The following is an 8,016-nucleotide window of genomic DNA, read 5'->3' as shown; positions in this document are numbered from 1 at the left end:
GTGCGGATCATCGCGGGAGCCGGGCTTCGACGCGCCAGCCGGTCGGCGTGTTGGGGCCGATCGTCACGGTCCCGCCGAGCAGCCGGGCCCGCTCGCGCAGCCCGCGCAGGCCGCTGCCTTCGGCCGGGCCGCCGGGAACGGTGGAGCCGTTGTCCGCCACGGTGATCACGACGGCGTCCGGGCGGTGGTCGTCGCCGAGGAGCACGCGCGGGTCGCCCGGGAGGTGCACGATGCCGTCGGGCACCACCTCACCGTCATCCGGTTGCAGGCCACCGCCGTCCGGCACGTCGCCCGCGAGCTGCCGCCGGCCGCCGACCGGGCGCTGGCCACCATCGCCGACGCCTCGGCCACCGCCCTCGCCGAAGTGCGGGCCGTGCTGCCCCGCACGGGCAGCTCACTGTCCGATTTGGACACCCTGGTCGAGCGCGCCACCGGCCCGGGCCGCACGGTCACCCTCACCCGGCGCGGATCGCCGGACGTGCCGCCGCTGCTCGACCACGCCGGCTACCGGGTGGCCCAGGAAGCGCTGACCAACGTCCTGCGCCACTCCGACGCGACCCGCGTGGACCTCGGCGTCGACCACCGCCCGGACGCCGTCGTGATCACCGTGGCGGACAACGGCTCCACCGTTCCCGGCGGCCCGGCCGAAGGCAGCGGCCTGCGCGGGCTGCGCGAGCGGGCCCGGCTGCTCGGCGGGACCGTGACGATCGGCCCCAACACGCCGACCGGCTGGCGCGTCGAAGCCCGGCTCCCGCGATGATCCGCACCCTGCTCGCCGACGACCAGGAGCCGGTCCGCTGGGCCCTGCGCCTGGTCCTCGACGCCGAAGACGACATCGAGGTGGTCGGCGAAGCCGCCGACGGCGCCGAAGCCGTCGAAAAGGCCCGATACGGCGGCGTCGACGTCGTGGTGCTCGACCTCCGCATGCCGCGCCTGGACGGGATCGCCGCCATCCGCCGGATCGGCGAATCGGTCAACCCGGCGCCCGCGGTCGTCGCGCTCACCACCTTCGACGTCGACGAGTACCTGTTCGGCGCGCTCGCGGCGGGCGCGGCGGGGTTCGTGCTCAAGGACAGCGAACCGGCGCTGCTGGTCGACGCCGTCCGCGCGGCGGCGAAGGGCCAGGGCCTGCTCGACCCGCAGGTCACCCGCCGCACCCTCCGCCGGTTCGCCGAGCCCGCACCCCGCCGCCCGCCGGACGGCCTCGACCGGCTCACCCCGAGGGAACTCGAAGTGCTGCGGCACGTGGCGAAGGGCATGAGCAACGCCGAGATCGCCGGCGCCCTGGTCGTCGGCGAAGGCACGGTCAAGACGCACGTGGCCCGGATGCTCGCCAAGCTCGGCCTGCGCACCCGGGTCCACCTGGTGATCCACGCCTACGAACACGGCCTCGTGGACGGCCGCTGACTCAGGCCGCGCCCCAGAAGGCGTCCTCTTCGGCCGCGTCGCCGGAGAACAGCCACGCTTCCGCGATCCGGCCGTCTTCGACCCGCAGCACGTCCACGCCGTCCTGGTCGAGGACCGCGCCCTCGCGTTTCGCGGTGAAGTGGATCGGGGCCGCGACCAGGGCGCCGTTGACCATCAGCGGGCCGGTCAGCGTGAGCTCGAACGTCCCTTCACTGACCGTGGTCATGCCGGCGAGCAGTTCGCCCACCGCGGCGCCACCGTCGTGGGTGCCGGAGAACCGGTTGCCGCCCGGCTGGTGCCACCGGATGTCGTCGGCGAACATCCCGGCGACGGTGGCGAAGTCCTTGGCGGACAACGCTTCGAAGTACGTGCGGACCACACTGGCGGGATCGGCCATCGGATCGTTCCTTCCGGATTTCGAGTGATGGCTCGATCGTCACCTTCAGTAGCCGGTTACCTCAACGTAACCATTGGCGCGTGTGACCGCCGACACAGTCAGGGCCGGGCGTCGTAGGCCTCGCGGGCCACGAGCACCTGGTCGATGTGTTCCTCGGCCCAGCGGCCCAGCGCCTGCAGGGGCGCGTGCAAGGTGCGGCCCAGCGCGGTCAGTTCGTACTCGACCCTCGGCGGCACCTGGGCGTACGCGTGCCGCTCGACGAGCCCGTCGCGCTCGAGGTCGCGCAGGGTTTCGGTGAGGACCTTGCCGCTGATGCCCTCGACCGCGGCGCGCAGGTCGCCGAAGCGCAGCGGGCCGCCGCTGAGGGCGATCACCACCATGGCCGTCCACTTGTTGGCGATCCGGGCGAGCGACGTGCGGGAGGGGCAGGTCGCCGAGAGCACGTTGAGCGGAGGGTGTTCGGGCACGGCCTCACCCTAGGTCAGCCGCAGCTCCAGGGTCCGGGCCCACTCGCGCACGATCTGGCGACGCCGGCGCGTGTCGTCCGTCAGGAGGTTCGCCAGGCCGAGCCCGCGGGCCAGGTCGAGGGTGGCCTGGACCAGCTCGCGCACCCCGGGCCGGGACTCGTCGACGCCGAGGAGCTCGACCGTCACCCGGTGCGCCTCGCGGCCGACCCGGGCTTCCAGCGGCACCAGCACGTCCCGCAGTGCGTCGTCGGTCGCCGCGACCGACCACAGCTGCAACGCCGCGCGGAACAGCGGGCCGGTGTACAGGTTCAGCACCATCTCCACGACGCGCTCGATGCGGGACGCGCCGCTGGGCAGGTCGGCCGCCTGGGCGCGGAGCTCGTCGATCTGGGCCTCGCCGAGCAGGTCGACCGCCGCCACCACGAGGTCTTCGCGGGCCGGGAAGTGGTGCTGGGCCGCGCCGCGGGAGACGCCCGCGCGTTCGGCGATCCCGGCCACCGTCACGCCGTGCCAGCCGCGCTCGCCGAAGCTGTCGAGCGCGGCCTCGACCAGGCGCCGCCGCGTGGTGCGGCTGCGCTCCTGCTGGGGTTCGCGGATGCCGGTCAAGCCGGTTCCACCCAGAAGTCGAGCTGGAGGTCCGCTTCCGACCCGCCGACCCGGTACTTCGAGAAGTCCGTGACGCCGGAAGCGCGCAGCACCTCGTCGTCGAGGAAGAACTGGCCGGTCGCCTCCCGGCTCGGCTTCGTGAGGATCACGTGCGCGGCGTCGGCCATGATCTCCGGCGTCCGGCTGCGCGACGCCAGCTCCGCGCCGACGACGTTGCGGATCGCCGCGGTGTCGATCGTGGTCCGCGGCCACAGGGAGTTGACCGCGACACCGTCCGCGCGCAGCTCCGCCGCCAGCCCCACGGTCACCAGGCTCATCGAGTACTTGGCGATGCTGTAGGCGAGGTGCCCGGCGGTGAACCACTTCTCGTCGAGGCTGATCGGCGGCGACAGCGTCAGGACGTGCGCGTTCGCGGACCGCCGAAGGTGCGGAATGGCCAGTTTGGACAGCAGGAACGTGCCGCGCGCGTTGATGTCCTGCATCAGGTCGTAGCGCTTCATGCTGACCTGTTCGGTCGGCGTCAGGTCGATCGCGCTGGCGTTGTTCACGACGATGTCGATGCCGCCGAACTGCTCCACGGTCTTCGCCACCGCGGCCGCGACCCCGTCGTCGTCGCGGACGTCGCCGAGGATCGGCAGCGCGTGCCCGCCCGCCTTTTCGATCGCCTCGGCCGCCGTGTGGATCGTGCCGGGCAGCTTCGGGTGCGGCTCACCCGTCTTGGCCAGCAGCGCGACGTTCGCGCCGTCCCTGGCGGCCCGGAGCGCGATAGCCTCGCCGATGCCGCGGCTGCCGCCGGACATGATGATCGTCTTGCCTTGCAAGGTAGCCACCGCGAACCTCCTAATAGGACTTCGGCAGGCCGAGGCTGTGCTGGCCGACGAAGTTGAGCACCATCTCGCGGCTCACCGGCGCGATCCGGCCCAGCCGCACCGCCGTCACCAGCGTGCCGAGGCCGTATTCGGTGGCCAGGCCGTTGCCGCCGTGGGTCTGCACGGCCTGGTCGGTCGCGCGGATGGCGACCTCGGCGGCGGCGTACTTCGCCATGTTGGCCGACTCGCCCGCGGCGAAGTCGTCGCCGGAGTCGTAGAGCGACGCCGCCTTCTGCGTCATCAGCTTCGCGAGTTCCAGCTCGATCTTGATCTCGGCCAAGGGGTGCGCGAGGCCCTGGTGGGTGCCGATCGGCGCGCCCCAGACCTTCCGCTCGTTCGCGTAGCCGACGGCTTTGGCCAGCGCGTACCGGGCGATGCCGAGCGAGAACGACGCGCCCATGATGCGCTCCGGGTTGAGGCCGGCGAACAGCTGCGCGATCGCCGCGTCCTCCTCGCCGACCAGCGCCTCGCCGGGCAGGTGGACGTCGTCGAGGAACAGCGAGAACTGGTTCTCCGGCGCGACGATGTCCATCGGGATCTTCGTGTACTCGAAGCCCGGCGTGCCGGTCGGGAGGATGAACAGCGCGGGCTTGAGCTTGCCGGTCTTCGCGTCCTCGGTGCGGCCGACGACGAGCACGGCGTCCGCCTCGTCCACCCCGGAGATGTAGACCTTGCGGCCGTTGAGGACCCAGCCGCCGGCGTCCCGCCGCGCGGTGGTGGTGATCTTGTGCGAGTTCGACCCGGCGTCCGGCTCGGTGATCGCGAAGACCATCCGCTTGGTGCCGTCGGCGATGCCGGGCAGCCACTGCTTCTTCTGCTCGTCGGTGCCGAAGCGGGAGATCACGGTGCCGCAGATGGCCGGCGAGACGACCATGAGCAGCAACGGCGAGCCCGCGGCCGCCAGCTCTTCGAGCACCGCGGCGAGCTCGGCGATGCCCGCGCCCCCGCCGCCGTACTCCTCGGGGATGTTGACGCCGAGGTAGCCCAGCCGGCCGGCCTCGTCCCACAGCTCGTGGGTCTTCTCGTCCGCGCGTGCCTTGCGCGCGTAGTACTCGTGCCCGTACTTGGCCCCGAGTTCGGCGACGGCCTTCCGGAGCGCGATCCGCTCTTCCGGCTCGATGAAGTTCATGGCGTTCATTCCGCTTCTCCCACCACCGCGAGGATCGTGCCCACTTCGACCTGCTGTCCCACTGTCACCGGCAGTTCCGCCACCACGCCGTCGGCGGGGGCGGCGATCCGGTGTTCCATCTTCATCGCTTCGAGCCACAGCAGCGGGTCGCCGGCCTTGACCGGGTCCCCGGCCTGCACGGCGAGCCGCACGACGGTGCCCGGCATCGGCGCGACCAGCGACCCGGCGGCCAGCGCGGCATCCGGGTCGGCGAACCGCGGCTGCGCCCCGAGTGCCACCGACCCGAGGGCAGAGTCCACGTAGGACACCCCGTCGTGCCGGGCGACGTCGAAGGTGCGCCGCACGCCGTTCACTTCGAGCACGACCCGGCCCGGCTCGGCGCTGACCAACCCGGCCTCGAAGCCTTCCGCGCGAAGACCGTCCCGGGTCAGCGAGTAGACGATCTCGTACTCGCGGTCGGCGACGGTGAAGACCTTGCGCTGCCCGGCCGAGCGGACGTTGCGCCAGCCGCTGGGCAACCGGCCCTGCGTGGTCGCCGACGCCCGGTTGCCCGCCGCGTCCGCGAGCGCCGCGGCCAGCGCCGAGAGCCGTTCGGTGCCGGGCGTGGCCAGCGGCGCGGCCAGGGTGTCGAGACCGTGGCGGTCGAAGAACGCCGTGTCGGTCTCCCCGGCCAGGAAGGCTTCGTGCCGCAGGATGTTGACCAGCAGGTCGCGGTTGGTGACGACACCGTGGATCTTCGCCGCCGCCAGGGCCTTCGCGAGCCGGCGGGCGGCTTCGGCGCGGGTCGGCGCCCAGGTGATGACCTTGGCGAGCATCGGGTCGTAGTGGACGCCCACGACGGACCCGCTCTCGAACCCCGAGTCCAGCCGGAGGCCGGGGCCGTGGCCGAACCGGCGGTCCACATCGGGCACGTCCAGGGTGTGCAGCGTGCCGCTCTGGGGCTGCCAGCCCGCGGCCGGGTCTTCGGCGTAGAGCCGGACCTCGATGGCGTGCCCCACGGTCGGCGGCGGATCGGCCGGCAGGCGCTCGCCCTCGGCGATCCGCAGCTGCAGGGCGACCAGGTCGAGGCCCGTGACGTTCTCGGTGACCGGGTGCTCGACCTGCAGCCGCGTGTTCATCTCGAGGAAGTAGAACCGGCCGTCGGGCCCGGCGAGGAACTCGACCGTGCCCGCGCCGACGTAGTCGATCGCCTTGGCGGCCTTGCGCGCGGCTTCGAACAGCTCCTCGCGCATGGCCGCGTCGACGAACGGCGACGGCGCCTCCTCGACGACCTTCTGGTGCCGGCGCTGGATGGAGCATTCCCGCTCCCCCACCGCCCACACCGTGCCGTGGGCGTCGGCGAGCACCTGGACCTCGATGTGCCGTCCGGTCTCCAGGTACCGCTCGCAGAAGACGGTCGGGTCGCCGAACGCGGACCCGGCCTCGGCACTGGCGCCTTCCACCGCCTCGGCCAGCTCGCCGAGCGAGCGGACCACGCGCATCCCGCGGCCGCCACCCCCCGCGGACGCCTTGACCAGCAACGGAAGGTCGTCTTCGGTGACCGACGACGGGTCCAGTTCGGACAGCACGGGGACATCCGCGGCGGCCATCAGCCGTTTGGACTCCACTTTGGAGCCCATCGTCTCGATGGCCTCCGGCGGCGGCCCGACCCACGTCAGCCCGGCGTCGAGCACGGCCCGCGCGAACGCGGCGTTCTCGGACAGGAAGCCGTACCCGGGGTGGACGGCGTCGGCGCCGGTCTCGGCCGCGGCCTTGACCAGCAGGTCCGCCCGCAGGTACGTCTCGGACGGCGCGTTACCGGGCAACCGGACGGCCGCGTCGGCTTCCAGCGCATGGGGTGCGGCGGCATCGGCGTCGGAGAACACGGCGACCGTGCCGATCCCGGCGTCGCGGCAGGTGCGGAAGACGCGGCGGGCGATCTCGCCGCGGTTGGCGACCAGCAGGTTCTGGATCATCGCTCGCTCACATCCGGAAGACGCCGAAGCCCTCGGCGCCCTTCACTGGTCCATTGTGGATCGCGGACAGGCTCAGCCCCAGCACGGTGCGGGTGTCGCGCGGGTCGATGATGCCGTCGTCGTAGAGCATGCCGGAGAGGAACATCGGCATGGACTCGGCTTCGATCTGGCCCTCGACCATGGCCCGCATGGCCTTGTCGTGCTCCTCGTTGTACTCCTGGCCACGGCTTTCGGCCGCCGCGCGGGCCACGATGGACAGCACGCCGGCCAGCTGGGCCGGGCCCATCACCGCGGACTTCGCGCTCGGCCACGCGAACAGGAAGCGGGGATCGTAGGCGCGGCCGCACATCCCGTAGTGCCCGGCGCCGTAGGACGCTCCCATGAGGACGGACAGGTGCGGCACCTTCGAGTTCGAGACGGCGTTGATCATCATCGCGCCGTGCTTGATGATGCCGCTCTGCTCGTACTCCTTGCCGACCATGTAGCCGGTCGTGTTGTGCAGGAACACCAGCGGCGTGTGGATCTGGTTGGCCAGCTGGATGAACTGCGCGGCTTTCTGCGACTCCTCACCGAACAGCACGCCCTGGGCGTTGGCGAGCACGCCGACCGGGTAGCCGTGGATGCTCGCCCAGCCCGTGACCAGCGAAGAGCCGTAGAGCGGCTTGAACTCGTCGAAGTCGGAGCCGTCGACGACGCGGGCGATGACCTCGCGCGGGTCGAAGGGCACCTTGAGATCGGTCGGCACGATGCCGAGCAGGTCCTCGGCGTCGTACAGCGGCTCGGCGTAGTCCGGCTTCGGCGTCGGCCCCTGCTTGGTCCAGTTGAGCCGCTTCACGATGTTGCGGCCGAGGCGGATCGCGTCCTGCTCGTCGACGGCGAGGTAGTCGGCCAGGCCCGAGGTCCGCGCGTGCATCTCGGCGCCGCCGAGCGATTCGTCGTCGGACTCCTCGCCGGTGGCCATCTTGACCAGCGGCGGCCCGCCGAGGAACACCTTGGCCCGTTCCTTGACCATCACGACGTAGTCCGACATGCCCGGCAGGTACGCACCACCGGCCGTGGAGTTGCCGAAGACCAGCGCGATCGTCGGGCAGCCCGCGGCCGAGGCCCGCGTGATGTCGCGGAAGATCCGGCCGCCCGGGATGAAGATCTCCTTCTGCGTCGGCAGGTCCGCGCCGCCGGACTCGAC

Annotated in this window: 10 protein-coding genes; 2 read left to right on the top strand and 8 right to left on the bottom strand. The window is 72.0% G+C overall.

The features are described from left to right. Positions 1-7 precede the first annotated feature (7 nt). Entirely contained in the window at positions 8-244 is a 237-nt protein-coding gene (locus CCN39_RS49845) for a sensor histidine kinase (RefSeq protein WP_158104614.1), read from the bottom strand. Between CCN39_RS49845 and CCN39_RS45515 the strand changes: the two genes are divergently transcribed. Together CCN39_RS45515 and CCN39_RS45510 are read left to right on the top strand one after the other, a co-directional pair. Continuing rightward, positions 185-760 (top strand): histidine kinase, encoded by a 576-nt coding sequence (locus CCN39_RS45515; protein WP_086853144.1) that lies wholly within the window; start codon positions 185-187, stop codon positions 758-760. The two genes, CCN39_RS49845 and CCN39_RS45515, sit on opposite strands and share 60 nt — an antisense overlap. Beyond that, entirely contained in the window at positions 757-1,407 is a 651-nt protein-coding gene (locus CCN39_RS45510; protein WP_086853142.1) for a response regulator transcription factor, read from the top strand. The genes CCN39_RS45515 and CCN39_RS45510 overlap by 4 nt, the downstream gene beginning before the upstream one ends. Position 1,408: 1 nt before the next feature. On the opposite strand, the gene CCN39_RS45505 is transcribed toward CCN39_RS45510, so the two are convergent. The 7 genes from CCN39_RS45505 to CCN39_RS45475 all read right to left on the bottom strand — a co-directional run. After that, a complete protein-coding gene (locus CCN39_RS45505; protein ID WP_086853140.1) occupies positions 1,409-1,804 on the bottom strand; it encodes a nuclear transport factor 2 family protein in 396 nt (131 codons plus the stop codon). A gap of 98 nt (positions 1,805-1,902) precedes the next feature. Then, positions 1,903-2,271, bottom strand: coding sequence for a winged helix-turn-helix transcriptional regulator (locus CCN39_RS45500; protein ID WP_086853138.1), 369 nt, complete (start codon positions 2,269-2,271; stop codon positions 1,903-1,905). Between the two features lie 9 nt (positions 2,272-2,280). Next, a complete protein-coding gene (locus CCN39_RS45495; RefSeq protein ID WP_086853136.1) occupies positions 2,281-2,877 on the bottom strand; it encodes a TetR/AcrR family transcriptional regulator in 597 nt (198 codons plus the stop codon). Continuing rightward, the gene (locus CCN39_RS45490) at positions 2,874-3,707 is read right to left on the bottom strand and encodes an SDR family oxidoreductase (protein WP_086853134.1); all 834 of its coding nucleotides are present in this window, start codon (positions 3,705-3,707) and stop codon (positions 2,874-2,876) included. Before CCN39_RS45490 ends, CCN39_RS45495 begins: the two co-directional genes overlap by 4 nt. 10 nt (positions 3,708-3,717) lie before the next feature. After that, complete coding sequence (locus CCN39_RS45485; protein ID WP_086853132.1) at positions 3,718-4,884, bottom strand: acyl-CoA dehydrogenase family protein; 1,167 nt, start codon at positions 4,882-4,884, stop codon at positions 3,718-3,720. Next, positions 4,881-6,830, bottom strand: coding sequence for an acetyl/propionyl/methylcrotonyl-CoA carboxylase subunit alpha (locus CCN39_RS45480; RefSeq protein WP_086853130.1), 1,950 nt, complete (start codon positions 6,828-6,830; stop codon positions 4,881-4,883). Before CCN39_RS45480 ends, CCN39_RS45485 begins: the two co-directional genes overlap by 4 nt. Positions 6,831-6,837: 7 nt before the next feature. After that, a partial coding sequence (locus CCN39_RS45475; protein ID WP_086853128.1) for an acyl-CoA carboxylase subunit beta occupies positions 6,838-8,016 on the bottom strand: 1,179 nt, incomplete at its 5' end.

It is taken from the genome of Amycolatopsis kentuckyensis (assembly GCF_002155975.1).
GTDB classification, from domain to species: domain Bacteria; phylum Actinomycetota; class Actinomycetes; order Mycobacteriales; family Pseudonocardiaceae; genus Amycolatopsis; species Amycolatopsis kentuckyensis.
The sequence above is the reverse complement of the archived record's forward strand: the minus strand, read 5'-3'. Positions and strand labels throughout refer to the sequence as shown.

What these genes read in the sequence shown, in the direction of transcription:
- CCN39_RS45480 (WP_086853130.1), bottom strand. Translation starts at nt 6,830, where the DNA reads ATGATCCAGAACCTGCTGGTCGCCAACCGCGGCGAGATCGCCCGCCGC.
- CCN39_RS45510 (WP_086853142.1), top strand. Translation starts at nt 757, where the DNA reads ATGATCCGCACCCTGCTCGCCGACGACCAGGAGCCGGTCCGCTGGGCC.
- CCN39_RS45505 (WP_086853140.1), bottom strand. Translation starts at nt 1,804, where the DNA reads ATGGCCGATCCCGCCAGTGTGGTCCGCACGTACTTCGAAGCGTTGTCC.
- CCN39_RS45485 (WP_086853132.1), bottom strand. Translation starts at nt 4,884, where the DNA reads ATGAACGCCATGAACTTCATCGAGCCGGAAGAGCGGATCGCGCTCCGG.